Annotated in this window: 12 protein-coding genes; 3 read left to right on the forward strand and 9 right to left on the reverse strand. The window is 63.4% G+C overall.

Going from position 1 to position 20,979, the window contains the following annotated elements; translation table 11 throughout:
• The first annotated feature begins 8 nt into the window (after window positions 1-8).
• Window positions 9-962: a shikimate dehydrogenase gene (locus ACFWHR_RS00740; protein WP_382446358.1), complete on the forward strand. Its 954-nt coding sequence runs from the start codon at window positions 9-11 to the stop codon at window positions 960-962.
• Between the two features lie 17 nt (window positions 963-979).
• Here ACFWHR_RS00740 and ACFWHR_RS00745 read toward each other — a convergent pair whose 3' ends face one another.
• The 5 genes from ACFWHR_RS00745 to ACFWHR_RS00765 form a co-directional block, all read right to left on the reverse strand.
• A complete protein-coding gene (locus ACFWHR_RS00745) occupies window positions 980-1,957 on the reverse strand; it encodes a class C sortase (protein WP_382446359.1) in 978 nt (325 codons plus the stop codon).
• Window positions 1,958-2,068: 111 nt separating this feature from the next.
• On the reverse strand, window positions 2,069-3,583 hold the full coding sequence (locus ACFWHR_RS00750) for a SpaH/EbpB family LPXTG-anchored major pilin (RefSeq protein ID WP_382446360.1): 1,515 nt from the start codon (window positions 3,581-3,583) through the stop codon (window positions 2,069-2,071).
• Between the two features lie 33 nt (window positions 3,584-3,616).
• Window positions 3,617-7,141: a SpaA isopeptide-forming pilin-related protein gene (locus tag ACFWHR_RS00755; protein WP_382446361.1), complete on the reverse strand. Its 3,525-nt coding sequence runs from the start codon at window positions 7,139-7,141 to the stop codon at window positions 3,617-3,619.
• Between the two features lie 654 nt (window positions 7,142-7,795).
• Window positions 7,796-9,238 (reverse strand): hypothetical protein, encoded by a 1,443-nt coding sequence (locus ACFWHR_RS00760; RefSeq protein WP_382446362.1) that lies wholly within the window; start codon window positions 9,236-9,238, stop codon window positions 7,796-7,798.
• Between the two features lie 169 nt (window positions 9,239-9,407).
• Complete coding sequence (locus tag ACFWHR_RS00765) at window positions 9,408-10,436, reverse strand: LacI family DNA-binding transcriptional regulator (protein ID WP_382446363.1); 1,029 nt, start codon at window positions 10,434-10,436, stop codon at window positions 9,408-9,410.
• Between the two features lie 114 nt (window positions 10,437-10,550).
• On the opposite strand from ACFWHR_RS00765, the gene ACFWHR_RS00770 reads away from it, so the two are divergent.
• Complete coding sequence (locus ACFWHR_RS00770; protein WP_382446364.1) at window positions 10,551-13,742, forward strand: family 78 glycoside hydrolase catalytic domain; 3,192 nt, start codon at window positions 10,551-10,553, stop codon at window positions 13,740-13,742.
• 12 nt (window positions 13,743-13,754) lie between these two features.
• Here ACFWHR_RS00770 and ACFWHR_RS00775 read toward each other — a convergent pair whose 3' ends face one another.
• The 4 genes from ACFWHR_RS00775 to ACFWHR_RS00790 all read right to left on the reverse strand — a co-directional run bounded on the left by ACFWHR_RS00775 (window position 13,755) and on the right by ACFWHR_RS00790 (window position 19,412).
• Window positions 13,755-16,349, reverse strand: a complete 2,595-nt coding sequence (locus ACFWHR_RS00775) for a family 78 glycoside hydrolase catalytic domain (protein ID WP_382446365.1) — start codon at window positions 16,347-16,349, stop codon at window positions 13,755-13,757.
• A gap of 3 nt (window positions 16,350-16,352) precedes the next feature.
• Window positions 16,353-17,177 carry a carbohydrate ABC transporter permease gene (locus tag ACFWHR_RS00780; protein WP_382446366.1) on the reverse strand — a complete coding sequence of 275 codons (825 nt, stop codon included), beginning with the start codon at window positions 17,175-17,177 and terminating at the stop codon, window positions 16,353-16,355.
• Between the two features lie 9 nt (window positions 17,178-17,186).
• Window positions 17,187-18,044, reverse strand: a complete 858-nt coding sequence (locus ACFWHR_RS00785; RefSeq protein WP_382446367.1) for a carbohydrate ABC transporter permease — start codon at window positions 18,042-18,044, stop codon at window positions 17,187-17,189.
• Between the two features lie 81 nt (window positions 18,045-18,125).
• Window positions 18,126-19,412, reverse strand: a complete 1,287-nt coding sequence (locus ACFWHR_RS00790) for an ABC transporter substrate-binding protein (protein WP_382446368.1) — start codon at window positions 19,410-19,412, stop codon at window positions 18,126-18,128.
• A 238-nt stretch (window positions 19,413-19,650) separates the two neighbouring features.
• Between ACFWHR_RS00790 and ACFWHR_RS00795 the strand changes: the two genes are divergently transcribed.
• The gene (locus ACFWHR_RS00795) at window positions 19,651-20,973 is read left to right on the forward strand and encodes a replication-associated recombination protein A (protein WP_382446369.1); all 1,323 of its coding nucleotides are present in this window, start codon (window positions 19,651-19,653) and stop codon (window positions 20,971-20,973) included.
• The last annotated feature ends 6 nt before the right edge of the window (window positions 20,974-20,979 follow it).

A 20,979-nucleotide genomic window follows, 5' to 3' on the forward strand; every position in this document is an offset into this window, starting at 1 on the left:
TGAGTGACATGGCGAGCGAAGCCGCGGTCGGCCAGCGGAGTTGGCTGCTGGGGCTGCTCGGCGAGCACATTGGTGGCTCGTTGACCCCGATGATGCACGAGGCCGAGGCCGAACGGCAGGGGTTGCGCCTGCTCTACCGCACCATTGACACCGTTGGAATGCGCGGCAAGGTGCCGAGCTGGCCCGCGCTCGTCGAGGTGGCCGCGCAGCTCAGCTTCGACGGGCTGAATGTCACCCACCCGGCGAAACAAGCCGTCACTGCGGCGCTCGATGAGCTCTCGGAGGAGGCCGAGCTGATCGGAGCGGTGAACACCATCGCCTTCCGCGACGGTCGCGCAATCGGCATGAACACGGATCACATCGGCTTCTCGCAGGCACTGGCGAGCCTGGGATCGGGATCGGGCGCTGGTTCGGCCGCGGGATCGAATGCGGGATCGGGATCGCCGTCGGCACCGAGCGCCCGACTCGACATCGGACTCGACCGCGTAGTGCAGCTCGGCGCAGGTGGAGCCGGCGCTGCAACGGCGTACGCGCTGCTGCGGGAGGGCGTCGGTGAACTGGTGATCGCCGACGTGGATCTCGGTCGCGCCGAGGCCCTTATTCAGCGGCTCGCCGGAGCGTTCGCGGGCCCCCGCATACGCGCTGTGCCGACCTCCGAAGTTGGCGACATCGTGCGGACCGCCGACGGACTGTTGAACTGCACGCCGATTGGCATGACTGGCGTCTCAGAGACGAGTCCCATCGATGTGACCGCGCTGCACCCGGGGCTGTGGGTGGGCGACGCGGTCTATCGTCCCCTCAAGACAGTGCTGGTGCGCGCCGCGGAAGCGATCGGCTGCAGGGCGTTCGGCGGCGCGCAGATGGTGGTCGGCCAGGCCGCCGCCGCGTTCGAGGTGTTCACGGGCCGCCCAGCAGACCGCGCGGCCATGCTCACCGACTTCACGGCGACGGGCCCTCGCTGACCGCTGCTCGCTCGGCGTTACGCCGCGGCGAGTTCGGCAGCGCGCGGACCGCGCGCTGCCCGCAGCTGCGGGTCCGCGTAGCCGCGACGGGTCACGTAGGTGCCGACGAGCAGCAGTCCGCCACCGCCGAGCACGGCCCACCACGGAAAGCCTGGCACCGCGGGTGCCTTGCCGATGTCATCGCGTGCGCCTGCGGGGGTCGGGGTAATGCGTTCACCGGTGACCACGATGCGGTGTGAGTTGATCCCGAGCGGCGTGCAGGTGATGAGGGTCGCGAGATCCTCCCCCGCGACGGCCCGAAGTGAGCTGGTGTCGTTCGGGTCGATGACCTTGATGTCGAACACGCGGTAGACGAAAACGTCGCCGAGCACCTCGATGCTAAATGTGTCACCCTTTTTCACGCGGTCGAGGTTCGTGAACATGGTGGAGTTTGCGAGCCCACGGTGCGCCGTGATCACCGAGCGCGTGCCGTCGCCGCCCACTGGCAAGTGAGAGCCCTCGAGATGTCCGGCTCCGCGCAGTAGCGTCGCCTCGGACGTACCGTGATAGATCGGGAGATCAACGTCGATGCTCGGCACCTTGATGCGCCCCATCAGGCCGTTCTTGTCGGCCTTGAGCATGTCGCGATACGCCAGCTCGGTATTGGCGAGATTTCCAGCCCCGACGGGCACATTGCCTCCTGCTTCGAGTTCGACGCCGGCGGTGAGCGCGTCGTTATAGGTGTGGGCGTCGTGAAACTGCTCGGCCGGGCGCGGTGTGAGGTTCTTCAGCTGCGCGTGCGCGTCTTCGGTCACCTGCGACTGGTTGTGCGAGGTGAGCCACGCCGCGGTCATGGGGTACAGCCCGGCGCCGAGCCCTCCGAGTGCGAGTACCGCGATTGCCCAGGTGAGCAGTCCTGGCCGCCAACTGCGGCGAGCGCTGCCACGGTCGCTTCCGCGCGGGCGCACACGCGGGCGCGCGTCGGCTTCAGTTGTGGTGACCGGCAAATCGGGCATGGGTTCCAGCTTCAAATGGAGTCAGAGTAATGAGGGGAGAGTACAAGACCGAACGCGAGCGGGCGGAGGATGCAGTGTTGCCACTGCGCCCTCCGCCCGCTCGGTGCGGTGTTACGCGTTCAGCTGAGCCTGACGACGACGCATCAGCACGAGACCCACTGCGACGGCGAGGGCGGCTGCGCCCCCGGCGATCAGCAGGATCTGGCCTGCGGCACCCGTCAGGGGCAGCTCGGGCACGTCCTGCTGAGTGTTCTCGATCTCAACGTTGTCCGTGGTGGTGTTGCCGATGAGCACAGACACCGGAGTGAAGGCATTGCTCGGCAGCACGTAACCAGCGGGGGCCGCGGTCTCCTTCAGCACGTAGCAGCGCTGCGGGTTGTCGATCACGGGGTTCACGCTGTCGCTGACGTACAGGCCAGCGAGCGAGATGACGCCCGACGCGTCAGAGGTGAAGCTCGTCGCGCCACCCACCGACAGGGGGCTGCCGGTTGCCACGGCGGTCGAGCAGTCAGCGGCGTAGGGATCCTCCGCGGCGTAGACCTCGAAGGTTGCTCCGGCGAGCGTGCCTTCGGCACCGGAGGTGCCGGCTGCGCGCTTCACGATCTCGAGATCGCCCCAGTTGGTGTGCACCTCGTTGGAGGGCAGCGGCGGCTGCGTGTTCGGGTCGAAGCCCGGGTTGTTCGGCCAGAACTGCGCCGTGTTCGGGATCGCGCCGTCACCAACCGCAACAACGGTGCCCGCGAAAACGACCTTGATCTCGGCGCCAACGTGAGCGTTCGGGCCCTCGTTGAGCCACGCAATACCAGCGGCGGTGAAGTTCATCGTGATCTGCTGGCCGTCGACCTCGAGCGTGTAGAACGAGGGGTCGAGTGCGGCGCCGTCAGCCGTGACCGCCATATCGGCGGCATCAACGGGTGCGAGGCGATCGTCGAGCGTGTCGCGAATCGCGAAGCCGGTCCACTCCTGCGCCATGCGCGAGACGGGAACGGTCACGGGGAACTTCACGACCGAGCCGAGACCGAAGTCCTGCTGCGGATCAATGGTCTTCTCAATCGAGCCCGCGCCGTTCTTCGGGTAGGCGTGCACGTCGTACACCCAACCGTTTTCGTGCGGCATCGGCACGGTCAAGATGAAGGGCAACGCCTTCTCGATGATGTTCGCCGGGGCCGCGGTCTCGCAGACCTGGTACAGGCCAACGGGCAACGTTGCCGTTGCCGAGCCGTCTGCAGCAGTGAGCGGCATCACGGTCGGTGCGCCGAGCGTGTAGCCAGCGGGGGCGGTGCACGCCGCGCCGGGTGCCAGGTCGGCGAGACCGTCCCAGTTGCCGGGAACGGTGAGGTCAACCGGCGTGCCCGACTTCAGCAGCGGGTAGACCGTGAACTCGACGCCGGAGACCGGGTCGGTGAAGTCACCGGCTGCGGGCGCCTCGCTGATGTCACCCTCGGTCGAACCCTCCTGGTTCAGGAACTTATGCACCGTCAAAGAACCATCGCGGTCCCCATCGATGTTTCCAAACGTGGCGGGGGCGGCGAATGCGGCCGAGGTGGATCCGAGGATCGCGGTGATTCCGATGGCTGCGGCGCTCACCAGGGTGGTGACGCGGCGCCTCGTAGTACTTGCCTGCATGAGGTCAAGTCCCTTTCTGTAGGTGTGGTGCGGTTAGTTGGATAAAACGGTGGGTAGGTGAAGTGAGGGTCGGTGCGACCTGCGTCGCAGCAGCACGAGCAGCACCGCGATGCCGCCGGCGATGCCGGCGCCGAGGAAGATCAGGAAGGTTCCGGTGCCGCCAGAGAGCGGCATCACCGGCCCCTCCTGCTGGGTGTTCTCGATCGGCACATCGATTGCGGTGATGCCCTGCACAGTGATGTAGTGCGGTTCGTCATCGAGCACGTACCCGGCGGGGGCGCGAGTCTCGGTGAGCCGGTAGTCTCCGTCGGGAAGCTCGGCGATCAAGAACTCGCCTGCCGCCGGATTAACGTCTCGTCCCGTGCAGTCCGAGGCGTCTGCCGCCACGCAGTCGATTACCGCAATTGGCGTACCGGTGGGGTTCTGATTGTCGTCAACCAACACCAGCTCCCACTCGGAACCGCTCAGATGCTCTTTCGTGTCACCGGAATTGACCTTTTCCCACGCGAGCGACGACGGCAAGATGATGAGTCCAGCCGGGTCACACGAGGGCTCGATCGCATCGTCTTCGGGGGTCGCGCAGGCGTTGTTGATCAGGTTGGTACCCGCCGCGTTGCCGCTCAGCGGCACCTCATACTCGATCGTCACCGCGTTGTCGTCACCGGGCAGCAGCTCGGCGATCACTGCGCCGGCGCCAAGGCCTGCGGGCAACGGGTCGAGCCCGGCCAGGTCGACGCGGTCGTCATCGAGCTGCACGTTCGCGATCGGCTGGTCACCCGTGTTGGTAACGACCAGGCGGTACTTTGCCGTGTCGCCGTTGTGGAACGACGGGTAATCGTCCACGTTCTGTGCATCGTGCCAGTTGCCATCGGCGTCTTGCACATACTTCTTGATGACCAGTGAATCCACGGCAGCAATCTGGAACCAGCTCGAAGTGCGCATGACCAGCTCCGTGCGCGAGGCGCGAGCCTCGGCGCGGTTCACGTACATGTCATCGAACGTGGCGCCCGCGGTCTTGATGTCGATCTTGAACGTCTGCGACGCGGCCGCGGGCAGCGACGGCCCGACCACACGCACTGCGGTTGCATCTGCGTTGAAGGTCGTCGACCAGCCGACGGTGTTGCCCGCTGGGTTGCCCGCTGCGCCGTTCGACGCATCGGCGGGGTCGTCGACAAGCGTCGCGGGATCAGCCGTCGTGTAATATACGGTCGCGCCCGCAACGGCCGTCACGGGTGACGCGAGTTGATACGTACCCGTGAAGCTCGTGCCGCGCCCGTCACCGTTGTACGGCAAGATGTCGATCGCGTCAGTGAAGGTCTGCGCCACGGAGTCGGCCGAGGTCAGCCGCACGGTCCAGCCATCCTGCGCCGTGCCGTTGTCGTGCGGCACTCGCTGGTTGTCTGCCGTCTTCGTGAGGAACGTGTAGCCGCCGTCACGCACACGCGTCGCCGCGCTGTCGCTGTCAGTGAGACCTGCAAGTGCCACGTCCGCGTTGTTCGTGTACACGTCACCCGGGTCAGCACCGGCGTCAACCGTCGCGCTCACCAAGATGGTGTAGTCCGTGTTCGTCGACACGTTGTCGATGTTCCACTTCACGGTCTGACCGCTCACCGAGGTCGGTGCGACACTCGCACTGCCGGGTACGTATGTGAGACCGGCCGGCATCACATCGGTGAGGTCGACGTCACTCACTACCGTGTTGACGGGCGCATCTACGCGGTACTTCAGCGTGAAGTTCACGGTCGCGCCCGGCATCGTGGTCTTCTGGTCGACGGTCTTCGTCAGGCTCGGGCGCCCCGCGACGATGCGCAGCACGTCACGTCCGCCACTCGTATACGGGTACCGAGACTTAGGAGTCACCGTTCCCTGTAACGGAACATCTGCGGCAGTCATAGAGCGATGCGGGTCCGCCCATGCGTTCGAGCCAAACTTGTAGCTCGTCCACACCCAAATGTCTTGCCCCACCGCGACATTCGGCTTGATGGTCGTGTATGTATACATGCGGGCGATTGCGTCAGGCACGTTCGCGGAGGCGGGTACGGTGGCCCGAATCGCCTTCACGGTGGAGAGGTCCGCCGGGAGCGTCGTGGACCAGGTCGACCCCGTCGTGCCGTCGCACTTGAAGTTATTGGGATTGTACGTTGTGCTAGTTGGGTCGACGATGCCACCGCCCGTACCCGTGTAGTACTCGTACTTGATACCGGGGTACGGTGTCACCACACCGTCGGCAATCGTTCCCATTTGAGCACTGTTGAAGCTCACGTACTTCGTATCGAGTATCGTGCAGATCAAATTCTGACCTTCAGCTGTGGTCGGTGGGCGTATGCCTGACATTGCTAGCGCTGGCTGCCCCGCCATACTGCGATACGTATCTGCCCACAGCGTGCCTTCGACAGGCGGCTTCTGCGTGTTCAGGCTCCACCCACCCGTCCACGTGCCCCTCACGCTGGCACGCGCATTGCCATTGTTTGCTGCGTCATCCTTGCTCGTCTCACCGGTCACGGCTGTGTATGTCGGTGATGTCGAGGTAAAAGTTATGGTGGTGCCCGCAACATACGTGAACCGCACGGAAATGAGGCCCGCCGCCACAACATCCCAGTCAGAAGGAAGTGCGATTCCGGAAGAATCGAGCGTGGGGTTGAGCGTCTTTGAATAGTCGATGCCCGTGAGGGTGAGACGCATCTTGTTCGTCGTCGTCTGAACGAGCGTGCAGGTCACGGGGAAGGGAGCGGTTTCGTTTGCGGAGAACCCCGCGCCTGAGTATGGATGACCCGCATTCTTCGAATCCTGGGTCGTGCACCCCGCCACGGACGGAGTTATTGTCTCACCGCCAGTGCCCGAAAAAGTGAGGTCGTAACTCACCGAGTTCGGGCCCGCAGACGAGCCCGGCGCATGACGTAGGGACCAGGGGAAGGTCACAACGTTTCGTACCCCATCCTGAGCCGAGCCAGGCGACCCACCGTCAAACTTCATGTCCATGCGGAACGGGTTGGCGATCGGCAATTCCGGCAGCGACGCCGAGACCTGGTTGGTGCCGGGCTCGCCGATGCTGGCCGTCAGTCCGACCTTGTCGCCGGTGGCACCGTTCGCTTCAACGCCCGCGAGCAGTAATTCAGCGGTGCCCAGATCGCGCGTGCCGAGATTGCAGACGAGCGTCGCACCGTTGTTCTGAATTTCAGACGCTGGAGTCACACCGCTCGTGAGGCACTCTGATGGGATCTCCGTGAACACGGCGTGCTGCGCGGTGAAGGTGATCGTCACGTTGTCCTGCGGCGGGTTCTCGGGAGCCGGGTCAGCGTCGTTGATGTTGTACCGCCACACGGTGGTGAGACCGGTGCCCGATTGCACGGGGTTCGGCGTGCCCGCTGCCCAGTTACCCTCGATCTCGTAGACCGTGGTCACTGCCTGCGCGGCCGCAGGCAGTGCGACCGCGCCCGCCACGAGGCCGGCGGTCACCACGGTGACCGCGGCGATCCTGCCGCTGCGACGCAGCCGTGCGTTCGAGCGCGTTCCCGAGCGGGAACCCCACGCGCGAACAGTGTGTAACCAGTGATTCATTCCGCTCCCCCTGTGTCGCGCGGAGCAAGACCAGCCTCAGCACTGACGGCGCAGCCGAGCGCCCCCACCGCCGTCGAGTGTGATGTCTTGATCATGTAGTTTCCGCGCCTCAGCCTTGGTACAACCGTTGTCGTTCTCTGAAAATGTGCGCTCGCCGCTCTCCGGGCGAGGGCTGTTTAGGCCCCCACGGATCGGACGAGTCACGCGAGCGTGCAGTTACTGAGACATCGGCCAAGGTTCGAATCTGACGCGAAAATAAAAAAACTTGCACGGAGATTTGCGACGGCCGAAATGTGACCGGAAGGCCCGCCCGGCCAGTGGTGCTCTGGGAAGAAAGAGACACCAACTGACATCCGGGCGGGCGCGGAGTTGCAGGAGATATAAGGGGGTGGGGGATCCTGCAACCCTTCCTCGTCAGGCGTCGACGCCAGTTGTTCACGTGGTACCCACATTCAGAGACATCGCTACGCGAGCGAATCTGACGCGGGCTTGACGAATTTCACCGAGGCACGCGAAGGGCCCCTCCGGCTTCCGACCGTGCAACTCAGCGCTGCAAGCGTCGGATGGTCAGACGCCGTGTGCAGGAGAGATGTTTGGTGCGGGAACTGAGGGGCCCTCACGGTAGCGGCGCCGAGGCAGCGGCGCCCGTTGCACTTACGGATTCACGAGCAGATACCCGAGTGTGGCCTCGACTTTGACACCTTCGCAGTTCGCTTGGCGAGATACGAAGTGGTCTTGTCCCGTGTAACAGCGATAGATGGGGGCTGTTGCCAGCCCCGTGGGCGCGGAGGGATAGATGTAGCCATTAATTCCGAGGGGCGAGCTGCCTTCGCAATTCGCATTCAGCGACAGAAAGAAGTCTCCGCCGGAGAACACGCAGCCGTAGAGCGGCACTGCCGCCCCGGTTGGCGCCTGCGGCAGATAGCCGAGGGTCTGTTCGTAGACCCCTCCACCGGTCGCCGGCCCCGTCGTGACCTGATGGCGCACCTGCGGTTTGTTGTAATAGCGCTTCAGTGCGGCCGTTCCAGGCGTCGCCGTCCACCGAGCGGTACGTAGGTCCCAGCTACTCGGGTTGTTATCGCCACTGGAGAACAGCGTCGTGAGACCTGTCGAAGCCGTGCTCACCTGGCCCAGACCGGTTCGAGCAATTCCCGGGCTGTGATTGAGATAGGCCCCCGTGGCATTGCTGTCGATGTAACCCAACTTTTGCCATGTCCCCGATGGAAACGATGCGGCGGGCATGCGTGCGATGACCATCCGGTACGTTTCGCGATCCGGATCGCGGCGGGGCAATGGGAAGACGCCGTACCACATGCTCTCACTGGGTTGGTATGCCACGTCGAAATTCGAACCGTACGTGAGTTGGCCGGATGGGGCGAGTCCTGACAGGGACAGCAGGGATTCAGAGCTGAAGGTGCGGCCGTTTGTACTCGTTCGCTTCCACAGGCTCGTTCCGGCTGTCGAGTTGTCGTGGTACACGACTTGAACGGAGCTCCCGCCGGCATTGTACGTCGCTGCCTGACCCGCTCCATATGCGTCCGTAGGACTGACGCGAGGGTAGATCACGGGGTTCTGCGAATACTTGGTCCAGGTGACACCGTCGTTGGACCAGGCCACCCCAATGCGATTGTTCGTACCGTCAAGGTGTGTGCCGAGGTACGAGCTTCCTGGCCCCCGATCGGTCGCCGTGTAGTAGAGCGCGTAGGTGTATGTCTGCCCATTGTCCGGATTCTGGAACGATCCCTTCACCACAGAGGGATCGCAGATGTACGACTTATCCCAGGTGGGGGTGTTTGGGCGCGGCGTGAGCACCTGCTTGATCTCTGACAGGCTCCCGGTGGCGATGTTTTGTTCACGATAGAAAATAGCGTCGGACATGTAACCATCGGTGGCTGCTTCGCCGCACCACCAGATCTTGCGCACGCCGTTCTCCTCAATGACAGAGGGTGCGTAGTCGTAGCCACCGTGGGTAAAGAGCGCACCGGGTGTGGGCGTCACCGCTGCCGATGCGGCCGTCGCTGGCACGAGGATCCCGACACCAATTGCGAGTGCGGCGAGGAATCCAGCTATTTGTTTTCTGCGTCTCGAACGTGTCATGATGCTCCTTTGCATTACGAAATGAAACGTTTAATTGATGCAACTGCTTCTTATCACGCGTTGTTGCCTGAGGTCAACGAGAAATCTCATCGCCGTCTCGCCGCACTGTGCATCTAAGGTGAAAGCTTTCATCAAGACGGAGGCCGCCACAACGTATCGGCAAGTTGGCTTATTCGCCCTCACCCGGCGAAACGGCTCGTGTGCTCTCCCGCACCACGAGCTCAGGCGAAAACAGGTGCCGCGCATGAACGTGACCCGATGCCGGATCGGCCTCTTCTTCGAGCAGACGCAGTGCCTCCCGCGCGATCAACTCACGCGGCTGACGAATCGTCGACAGCGGCACCATCGTTGACGCGGCGAAATCAATATCGTCGTAGCCAATGAGTGCGATGTCATCGGGCACGGTCACGTCTGCGGCGAGAATCAATGACTGCAAGATGCCGACCGCGAGCAAGTCGTTGGCGGCGAATACCGCGTCAGGTCGATCCTCCCTCGCCTGTCGCAGAATGTGGTCGCCGACGATTCTCCCCTCGGCCACCGTAAGGTCGCTCGTCTCCATCAACGACAGTGTCACCCCATCGCTTTCACGCGCGGCCTGGCTTGCGCCCGCAAGGCGCTCGGCCACCTGTGGCAGCGGACCGCCAGCGAACAGAATCCGCCGACGTCCCGTGTCGATGAGGTGGCGCGTTGCCATGTAGCCACCCGCGGTTCCGTCGAGGGTAACTGAGCAGAACTGCTCGGGATCGGCGGTGGTATCAAAGAGCACCACGGGCGCCCCGCGCGACCGCAGTCTCCTGAGCCGGGGCGTTATTCCATTCAATGGCGCGATGAGCATGCCACGAACGCGTTGTTCTTCGAACAGATCGATGTAGCGATCTTCTCGCTCTGGGTCTTGGTCACTCGAGCCGAGAATCACCGAGTGACCATTCATCTCGGCTTCCGCCTCGAGCGCATGCGTGAGGTCGGCAAAGAATGGGTTGGCGACATTCAGCACAACGAGACCAATGGTTGTGCCAGCACCCATGCGCAACTGCCGAGCCAGGTCATTGCGCACGAACCCCAGTTCAGCCATCGACGCGTGCACCTTCTCGAGGTTCGCCTGCGTGACGGTGGGCAGATGGTTGAGCACGTTCGAAACCGTCCCCACTGAGACCCCCGCGTGCGCGGCCACGTCACGAATGCCGACCGGCTTATTCATGCGCACCCCCTCTCCTGGACGATGACCCGATTCTACGACGAACCGTTCATTGCGTTCATTGCTTGCCGCAGATTTCCCCGCTGATTAGACTGCCAATGGCTGAAAGGTTTCATCATGACCGCTCCGGTGCGTCTCACGGTCGACGACCACCTGCTGGAAGAAGTGCCCGTGGGCGTAGCCCTGCCCGTCGCGACGACTGCCACACCCAGGCTCGGCTGGGTGGTGCCGCTGCATCGCGCGGGGCAGCGGCAAACGGCATGGCACGTGCGGGCATCAGTGTCCGGGGATCCTCGCACAGCCGGAGATCTCTGGGATTCAGGCACTGTCGAAACGAGCCAAAATGTCGGCGTCGTGTGGGCCGGCCCGCCCCTTCGGCCACACACGCATGCACTGTGGACGGTGCGTACTACGGATGAGCGCGGAGTAGTTTCCGATTGGGCAACCCCGGTGCCCCTCGTGACCGGGCCACTCTCGACGACCGATTGGATGGGTGAGTGGATTGCGTTTCCGGTCACGAGGGCGGCGACGACCACCTTTCACACGACGACGACTATTCGCCGAGCCACACTGCACTTCGCAGGCCAGGGCGTACTGCGAGTCTGTATTGATGGCGTCCCCGTCAATCCGCATGCGCTCGATCCCACCGACTCGTCCCTGCGGCGTGCGGTGTCGCGCAGCTACGACGCGACATCATTCATTGATTCGGCGGCGACCACACACTCCATCGCAATCGTTGCCACACTGGGGCACTACTGCCAGGTACTCGACGAGCCCCGCGTACTGGCCGAGCTGCATCTCGAGCTGAGCGACGACACTTCCCGCGTCATCGCTACGTCGGCAGAGTGGAGACATCTCCCGAGCCAAATCGTCTCCGATGAGCCCTTCTACATCGAGGAGCACGACGCCCGGCTCGGTCTCGACTGTCCCATTTCGCAGGCGTCCGGAGTACCCGTAACGCTGCTCGCGCCAGACGCGATTCCAGCCCCGGTGGCGGAAGTGGTGCCCGACGCGGGTGCCGCTGTGCGCGTCGTACGGGAAGTTGAAGCCGCCCTTATCGGCGCGCCGCTTCGACCAGTCGTGCCCGGTGTACGGGGTGGGCCCGATCGCGCTGATGCACGCGTGCGAGTCTTTGACCTGGGAGAAAACCTGTCGGGACGCGTGCGCGTGACACTCCGCGGCGGCGCCGCAGGGCGTCGGATCGTGGTCGCGCACGGCGAAAAACTCGACGCCCACGGTCGCGTGAGCACCATGAATATCCGCCTTCCGTCTGACCGCGAACGCGAGCGCCAGATTCTCGTGTGGACGACCGCGGGCTCGACCACCGCACCCGAGGTCATCTCGCCCTGGTTCGCAGTGCACGGATTCCGATATGTGGAGGTCCGCGGCATCACGCATGAACACGTCACTGTTTCAGCGGGCGCCCTGCATTCGGCTGTGGAGCAGACGGGCAGATTCAGTTCGAGCGAACCGCTGCTCGATCGCCTTGTCGACATGGCTGTGCGCACGCAACTGAATAACACGCTCGGCCTGCCGGTCGATTGCCCCACCCGCGAGCAAGCCGGTTGGACCGGCGACGCGGCAGCGTCCGCCGAAGCGGCTTTCGCTCACCTTGACCTCTCATCCGTGTACAACAACTGGCTCATCGACGTCGCGCTCGACGCTCGAAACGGTGCAGTTCTCGGTATCTCGCCCCACGTACAAGACGATCACCACATGCAGCCGGCCGATCCGGTGTGGGGAGCCGCTCTCACTGAGATTCCGTGGCAGCAGTGGTGGGCGACCGGCGATGCCGAGCCCGTTCGAAAGCTGCTCCCAGCACTGCGAGCCTGGGCGCGTTGGCAGCTCCACACGCTTGAAGACGGTGTGGTGCGAAACGCCGAGATCAGCTTCGGAGCGGACTGGCTTGCCCTGGAGCAGACCCCGCCGGTCATGCTGCAGACCACAGCTACAATTCGGTCACTGCGGATGCTCGCGGACCTCGAGGAGGCGACGGGGCACGTGAGTGCCGCCAATAACTGGCGGTCTCGGGCAACCGAGATCGTAGACGCCGCGCGGCGACTCCTCCACGACAAAAACGAAGCAGTGTGGGCCAACGATTCGCAGGCATCCATCGCTCTGGCGCTCGTGACCGACCTCGCTACCGACGGCGAGCGCAAGCGGCTGGGGGCACGCCTGTCACGGCGGGTTGCCGAGCGCGGCAACAGACTCGCCAGCGGCTTCGCGGGAACTCCAGCAATCGTGCGCGCCCTCGCCGAATACAATGGCGGCCGAGATCTGCTCGCTGCAGTGCGTCAGTCTGAGCAGCCCGGCATTGGCGCGATGCTTGTGGACGGGCCGGGCACCTTTTGGGAGACGTGGTGGATTGATGATGACAATATTGGAGTCGCTTCCCTCGACCACATCGGCCTTGGCGCCCCCTTTGCTGCGTGGGCATGGCAGTTCGTCGCGGGGCTGCGAGCAATCGAACCAGGCTTCCGACGATTCGCGGTTGATCCGCGGCTGACCGATGTGGTGTCGGCCGTCTCCGTACAGCGCATGACGCGCCACGGTCTCATCCAAATTGCCTGGACGGCGAGCGCGGGGAGGTTCACCTGCGATGTCACTGTGCCGGTCGACACAACGGCTGAAATTCATCCGCCGGGCGGAGGCGTCATCGCTCTCGACGCCGGCCACCACAGTGTGCATCGTGTTATTCCGGCTCACCCACCATCCTCATCGCGAGACTCATCTCCCTCTGGCCAAACCGGCGAGCACCGTGTCGCCCTCGCCGGTGCAATCTTGGCAACCGACGACGACCTTCGGCCATGGCGCGCGGTCGGGGCTGGCATCACAGCGCTCCTTGAAAGGCAGGTCGTCGTCTGTGCGCCCGTATTCCACGAACCGCTTCCGGCACCGACGCTTGCTGTCACGATCGACGACTTCCTGCCAGAAATCGGGCGCTGGGTGGCGCAGCGCCAGGACCCACCACTCGATCTCACGGCCGCGTCGTTCGCGTTCGCCCACGTCGATGTCGACGGCCCAGACCTGCCCGGCCGCGCCGTGCGGGCCCTCCTGCGACTCACCTCATCGGACGGCACGAGTGTTGTCGGAGAGATGCGGCCCCTACCCATCGCCTGGAATCGCGTGAGTATCGACCTCGCCGACTGGGCCGGCCGGTCGAGCATTGTGAGCGTCGAGGTCGGTGTTCTCTGGCGCGATGAAACTGATCCCGCGCGCGGCCCGTTCGTGCCCCTGCCGAGTGGGCCTCAGCGACTTGCACTGCGCATCGGGAAAATCGGCTGGACGAGCGCCCCGCGCACCTGGTGAGTCAGCCGTGCGTTAGTCGCCTGCTTCCGCCGGAAGCTCCACCTCGAACCGATGCTTGCCGTGGCCGAGACCGAACAGTTCAACACCGCCGGGCAGCACGACCTTCGCCGTGACGCCGACCGGGATCACGGTCGAAAGTGTGAATCGAGGGCCCTCGATGGCCCACTCCACTGCGACCTCGCCGTACGGCGACAAATGGCGAGCGCTCGCCGAAGTCAATCCGCCCCCGATCGTCGGCGCAATGCGCACGCGGCGATATCCGGCGTCGATCGGTTGCAGGCCAGCCACCTCGCGGTGCATCCAATCCGCTATCGCCCCAAAGGCGTAGTGATTGAAGGAGGTCATTTCGCCCGGGTTCACACTGCCGTCGGGGAGCATGCTGTCCCAGCGCTCCCACACAGTTGTTGCGCCCATGTCGACGGCGTAGAGCCACGACGGGCGCTCGTGCGAAAGCAGCATGCGATACGCCGCATCGTGAAATCCCGTCCCCGATAGCGCATCGAGAATGACCGGTGTCCCGAGAAAGCCGGTCGCTACCGTGTAGTTCTGGCGCGCGACAAGTGTGGCGAGTCGAGCGCCCGCGGACGCGCGGGTGGGCGCGTCATCGATGATACGCCAGTGCAAGGCAAGGGCGTACACGGTTTGGCAGTCGCTACGGACCACCCCCTCCGAAGATACATATTCGGCGCAAAACGCGCGACGCACATTTTCTGCGAGCACTCGATACTTGTGTGCATCGTCGCGCTCGCCGAGTACCGTAGCCGCTCTCGCCAAAAGGTGTGCCGATCTTGCGAAATAGGCCGTCGCCACCACCGCGGGATCCGCGAGAGCTTCTGCCGGCGAGTCTGGCGGCGCGAGCGGATCAAGCCAGTCCCCCAGCTGTTCGCCCTGAGACCACAGGTGGGTCGGCCCCGCGAGGTCCGCGACTCTATCGACCCAGCGGCGCATGCTGTCGTACTGGCGTCGCAGGATTCCGGCGTCGCCGTAGCGCTCAAAGATCACCCACGGCACGATCACCGCGGCATCTCCCCAACCCGCGAAGGGCGTTTCTTCCGAAAAGACCCTCGGCACAACGGCTGGAACTGTGCCGTCAGGCAGTTGATCGGCGGCGAGGTCGCCGAGCCAGGATGAAAAGAAGCCAGCGACGTCAAACAGGGTGGCGGCCGCGGGCGCGAACACTTGAGCATCACCTGTCCAACCAAGGCGTTCATCTCGCTGGGGGCAATCCGTTGGCAGATCGAGAAAGTTGCCGCGCATGCCCCACACAATGTTTTCGTGCAGCTGGCTCAACGCGGCATCAGACGTCGCGAACCAGCCAGTACGCTCAAGCCGACTGCCAACGACGATGGCCTCGACATCCCCGGGTGTCAGTTCGTCAAGCCCGGTCACATCGGCGTATCGAAACCCGTGAAACACGAGTTCCGGCTCCAGAGTCTCGAAGCCCTTACGAGGCTGAACGCCAGCGAGCACGTACCTGTCGGTCGCTTGCGCTGACCGAAGCGGGCGCATTGACAACTCGCCGCCCTCGAGCACTTCAGCGTGCCGCACAACGACCTCCTGGCCACGCCGGCCACGGGCACGGATTCGCACCCAGCCAACGACGTTCTGCCCAAAATCGACGACGTGCCTGCCGTGTGACACGCTGCGCACCGAGACCGCGGGCAGGGTGTCAACTGCGCGCACCGGTGGGGCCTCCGGCGTCACGAGCCGCGCCGTAGGTGTGGGCAAAATGGTTACTGTGCCGTCGAGCGCTGGGTGAGGGTCGCGGCGAAGGTCGATGTGTTGTCCATCGTAGAAGTCGTTGAGCAGCACGCGCGAAGTGCCGGTCGACCACGCGTCATCCGTGACGACGCGATCAATGCTGCCATCGTCGTAGTGCAATTCGAGCTGCGCCAAAAATGCGAGCCGCTCGCCGTATGCGCGGCCGCGATGCAGCGCGAATGAAGCGATCCTGCCCCGAAACCATCCGTTCCCGAGCAAGGCTCGCAGCGTGTTCGGCCCCTCCGAGATAAGAGCGGTGACGTCGTAGGATTGGTACCTGATCCGATGTTCATACGACGTCCAACCGGGCGCGAAGTGATCTTCGCTCACAAGGGTCCCATTGATGCGGGCCACCGCGATTCCCAGAACCGAGAAGTACAGTCGGGCGGAGCGGACGCCGCGGCGCACGGCAAAATCGATGCCGACGATGGGTGCCGGATCCGCCACGGTGAAGGTCTCGGCCGGTGTCACCCAGCGAGCGCTCCAGTCGTCCGCTTCGAACAGCCCCGCTTCAATCTCTGCGGGTTCGCTCCACGGCGTCCACGAAACGTCGTCCCCGCCACGCACCCGCAGGGTGACCCGTTCGCGCGATCGGAGTGGTTTGAACGGCCACTCCACGAGTACCTGTTCGGAGTCTGAGGTGGTGTGCGTCTCAGTCGCGCCGTCGCGCGTCAGCTGTAGCTCCCGCCGCTGCTGACGCCACGCGGGGTCATTCGATTCGTACCGCCAAGACAGCCGCGGCCGCGTGACGCCGACGAGCGTCGCCTCGCTGGCGGACCCCGGCAAATTGGGTGCCAATTGCTCAGCGCGGACGGGACCGCGCACCGTGGTCGAGGGCGTGGTCACGATTTACTCGAGCCCGGATCCGGCGACGCCCTTGGTGAACCACTTTTGGAACACGACGAAGACGACGAGCACCGGAAGCATGCCGATCACCGCGGCGGCAAATGTGACCGATGGCGGGATGAACGTGAATTGGCCGCCCGCGAGCGGTGCCAGCGCGATCGTCAGAACCTTCGTGTCTTCGCCTGGCGCTGCCAGCAGTGGCCAGATGTACATGTTCCACGCCGTGAGAAACGTGACCACGGAGTATGACGCGATGATGGGTTTCGCGAGCGGCAGCGAAATGCGCGTAAAAATTTGTAGCCAGTTCGCACCATCGAGCCTTCCAGCGTCGATCAACCCCGGTGGAAGCGTCGCAAAGAACTGACGGAAGAGCAGCACACCGAGGGACGCTTGACCGGCGACTGGAAGAATAAGACCCCAGAATGTCCCGACGAGACCCAGCTTAAAAGTGACCACGTAGGTGGGGATCAGCAACAGGTTCGTCGGCATGAACATGGGCACGACGAATATTGCCAGTACGACCGCCGCTCCGCGAAACGGGATCTTTGCGAGCGCGAAGCCCGCTGGCAGGCAGATTGCGAGCTGCAACACCAGCACGCCGCACACGAAAATGAACGTATTGAGGATGGTTCGCGGCTTGAGATATTGGATCGCTTGCACGAAGTTGTCCCAGACCGGCTCGCTGGGCATGAGCCGAGGTGGGTACTGCACAATCTCTTGTGCCGACATCAGTGATCCCGACAGCAGATACAGCAGTGGAATCGCGATGATGACACCGAAGACAATGACCGTGGTGAACCGACCGAGGCGAAATCGCTGAGGTTTCATGGCCATCTCCTACTTACTCACCCGTGTGGCAACAAGTCGGCCGATGAGCACAATTCCGACAATTACGAGCAACTGCACCACCGAGAGCACGCTGGCGTAGCCCACGTCCTGGTGCATAAATGCTTGCTGATAGGCATAGAGGCTCAGCGGTCGAGTCGCGTTGATCGGGCCGCCGTTTGTCATAATCAGCGTGACGTCGAGAGACACCGCGATGAAGTTGATGATCTGCAGCACTCCCACCACCAGCGTTGTCGACATTACGTTTGGCCACGTCATTGACCAGAGTCGTCGCCACGGCCCCGCGCCGTCGAGTGCCGCTGCAGCGTATATGTCGTCTGGCACGCGCTGCAGGCCTGCCATGTACAGAATGATCACGATCGGCAATGCGAGCCAGATCATCATCACGACAAGCGCCGGGAGCGCAAACACGGGATCCTGCAAAAAGTTGGGCGCTTGGATACCGAATACTCGGAGTAGAGCGGCGATCGGCCCCTGCCTCGGGTCATACAGAAAAACCCACAGCACAGCAGACACGGCGACTGACAGAACGACAGGAACAAAGTAGAGCACCCGGGCGACACCCATGCCGGGTACGTTGACGTTCACGAGCACCGCAAGCATGAAACCAATCAAGATGGTCGGAATAACCCCGAGCAGTACGAAGGTCAGGGTGACGCCGAGCGCCTGCCAGGCTTCCTCATCAGCGAAGAAGCGCGCGAAGTTGTCAAGGCCAACGAACGTCGGAGAGCTGAAGAAGTTCCAGGAGAAAAAACTGAGAGCGATGCCAGCGAGGGTGGGAATCAAGATGAAGATCGTGAACAGCGTCAGGGACGGGGTCAGAAACGACCAGGCCGTGATCGCGTCCAATCGGGAGTGTCGGCGGTGAGTATGCATGGCGGGTGAGGTGGGGCGGACGGCAACGTCGCGGTCAGCCCCACCATCCTTTCGTTACTTGAGTAGCGCGTTCAACTCGTCTTCGGCCGCCGTGTAGGCGTCCTCTATGGACTTGCCTCCGACAAGCACTTCTTGCGCTGCCTTCTCGAGCACGGGAACCAGTTGCGTCTGCGCCTCGTTCGGCACGGCGTTTGGCAGTTGCGCGTTTTCGACCGCGTACTGGGTCGCCGGAATCAGATTCGCCGGTACGGGATTGGAATCCTCCAGCCACGAACCATTCTTGAGTCCTTCTGTGCTCGCGGGGATGACACCGTTGGGCTCCGCCTCTTTCATGCCGCCATCTTGTGAATAGAACCACGCCATGAACGCCCACGCGCCCTCTTTGTTGTCAGATTTTTCCGAGATCGACAGGCCGTACGATCCACCGCCAACCGTCGGGTTCCCGTTAATAGTCGGCAGGTTGACGACATCCCAGTCATCGGTGAGGTCGGTGCGATAGCGGGCCACGGCTGGGCGGGTATCAAGGGACATCGCCACCTGTCCCGACGCGAAATAGTTGGTGTCCTGATTGCTGGTCGGGTAGGGCGAGCCCCAGCCCTCGGTGTACGGCGCGAGGATGGTTTCCCATGCCTGCAGACCCTTGTCATTCGCGAACACGAACTTCTTTGCCTCTGGGTCGTAGATTGTCGATCCATACGCCTTCAGGATCGGGTAGTCGACGAACAGCAATCCGCCGGCTGCGGCGGGTGACCTCAGACCCCAATAGGCGCCCTTACCCGCGTCAGTGATTTGCGCCGCCACGCGGTAAAGATCGTCATAGGTCCATTCCTCTGTCGGCAGTTCGGTCACGCCTGCCTTCTCAAACAGCGTCTTGTTGTAAAAGAGCATTGTCGAGTCGGCGCTGACCGGGATGCCAGTCGTCGCACCTGCGGGCCCATCAGCTCTGTACTGGTCGAGGAAGGCGGGAACGAAGGCGTCACCTTCCAGGCCATCCTTGCCTTCATCAAGCCACGGGCCGAGGTCGAAGAGGAGATCATTTGAGACGAGGGTCTGGTTCAGGCTGTCGTAGTTGAACACGATGTCGGGGAGCGTCGAAGACAACCCCTGGGTGACCAGCTGCTGAATGTAGTCATCCTGCCCATCGGGGATGGCCTCGATGGTGACTGGCGAGTCCGGATTCGTTGCGTTGTACACCTTTGCGTATTCTTCAAACTGCGACACCAGGCCCGAGTTCATGCCAATTACGACCTCCGAACCGGTGTCTCCGCCGGTATCTGAACCGCATGCCGTCAGTGTTGCGGCAAGGCCGACAATCGCGCCGATTGCCGTTAGTCTCGCCACGCGAGTTTTCATTGTGACCACGTCGTCACGTCCTTCTCTGTTGGGTAAGTGGTTCAGCGGAGCCGGAGAAGACAAGCATCTGCACCCGGAACCTGAACTGAATGATACGTTTCATTCACCGTGAAAGTAAAGCCGTTCTCGAGAATTTGTGAACCCCTCTTGAATGTCGGAGGGGGAGCGTACCCTCGTACTCACAGCCGGATGGTCCCGTTCGGCCGCCTATTTCAGGGGGAACATCATGCCCGAGCAGCCGTCCCTGTTCGAGGTCGACGACGTCTCACGGCCACTCGCCGACCGACTTCGGCCGCGCACTCTGCACGACGTGGTCGGGCAAGAGCATTTGCTCGCAGCCGAGTCGCCGATCGGTCGGATGGTCGATGCGCAGCGGCTCGTCTCGATGGTGCTGTGGGGCCCACCCGGGTGCGGCAAGACGACGATCGCGCGGCTGCTCGCCGAGCAAACGAACCTCGCCTTCGAACCGCTGTCGGCAACCTTCTCTGGCGTCGCCGACCTGCGCAAGGTCTTCAAGGCTGCGCAACACCGGCGCGAGCTTGGCCAGGGCACACTGCTCTTTGTCGATGAGATTCACCGATTCAACCGCGCACAGCAAGACTCCTTCCTGCCCTACGTCGAAGACGGCACCATCGTGCTCGTCGGCGCGACGACCGAGAATCCCAGCTTCGAACTCAACGGCGCGCTGCTCTCGCGCTGCCAGGTGTTCGTACTGAAGCGGCTTGATGACGCCGCGCTCGGCACCCTCATCACTCGCGCCGAGGCGCTGCTCGATCGCCCGCTCCCGCTGACCGATGACGCCCGGCAGGCGCTCATCGCGATGGCCGACGGTGACGGCCGGTACCTACTGAACATGATCGAGCAGGTGCAGGCCTTGCCCGCGCCCGTCGACCCGGCAACTCTTGCCGCGGCAGTGCAGAAGCGAGCACCGCTGTACGACAAGTCGCAGGAGGGCCATTACAACCTCATCTCTGCACTGCACAAATCAATGCGCGGCTCAGACCCCGACGCCGCCCTGTACTGGTTGGCACGCATGCTGGGTGGAGGCGAAGATCCGCTGTTCATTGCGCGCCGGATCACGCGCTTCGCGACCGAAGATATCGGTATGGCCGACCCGCACGCCGTGCAGCAGGCACTGGCCGCTTGGGACGTCTACGAACGCCTCGGCTCCCCCGAGGGAGAACTCGCAATCGCCCAGGCGGTCGTCTATCTCGCGACAGCACCGAAATCGATCGGTGTCTATCGCGGCTTCAACCGAGCGCGCGCCGCGGCGAAGCGAACCGGATCGTTGATGCCCCCGGCCCACATTTTGAATGCGCCCACTCGCCTGATGAAAGACCTCGGCTACGGCGACGGCTACCAGTACGACCCCGACACAGAAACAGGTTTCTCGGGCGCGAACTACTTCCCGGATGGCCTCCCCCGCGAGACCTACTATGAGCCCACGACCGGCGGCTACGAACGGTCCATCACCGAGCGCTTGCGCCACTGGGCGCAACTGCGAGACGACGGAACCGAAGGTCGCGCAGAGGGCGCGGCACGCGGTTAACCCGCT

The organism is Leucobacter sp. NPDC058333 (assembly GCF_042726155.1).
Lineage (GTDB): Bacteria > Actinomycetota > Actinomycetes > Actinomycetales > Microbacteriaceae > Leucobacter.